Genomic DNA, 561 nt, shown 5'->3' with positions numbered 1-561 from the left:
TCCAACAGGAACAACTCCAAGGGAATCATCCAAAATGTAAACCTGGGTGTTCGATATAGGAGCACCAATTGGGATAAAACTGTTTTCTTGGTTTTGAATCAGATAACTTGTACTATATGTTGTATCCTCTGAAGGGCCATATAAATTCCTAACTTCCATTTTTTCTACTGGAAGTCTTTTAATAATATCAACAGGCACAATTTCTCCAGCCATATTGATAAAACAAATGTTTTCCAGATCAATACTCTGATCTAATAACTGTCTTATTACTGAGGGCACAGTATTTAATAAAATTTTGTTTTCCCTGTTTAAATATTTTTTAATGTCTAATCCATTTTCTACAACGCGGATTTTCTTCCCTACAGATAGAGTGTAAAAAATTTCAAAAACTGATAAATCAAAACAGTAAGAAGTTGACGCAAATACCACTTCAAATTTTGATGAATCAAATTCTGACCTGGACCAATTAATAAACTCAGCCGCGTTTCTGTGCTCCACCATCACTCCTTTTGGATTACCTGTAGTTCCAGAGGTGTAGATCACATAAGCCAAATCATCCGG

The 561-nt window shown here is 34.8% G+C and carries 1 protein-coding gene; it reads right to left on the bottom strand.

All coding sequences use genetic code 11. The features are described 5' to 3' along the window. A partial coding sequence (locus tag AC1RRN_RS21450) for an AMP-binding protein (RefSeq protein ID WP_492969258.1) occupies positions 1-561 on the bottom strand: 561 nt, incomplete at both ends.

It is taken from the genome of Flavobacterium sp. GW821-FHT11G01, assembly GCF_058808175.1.
This window is presented reverse-complemented; position numbering and strand designations above follow the sequence as displayed.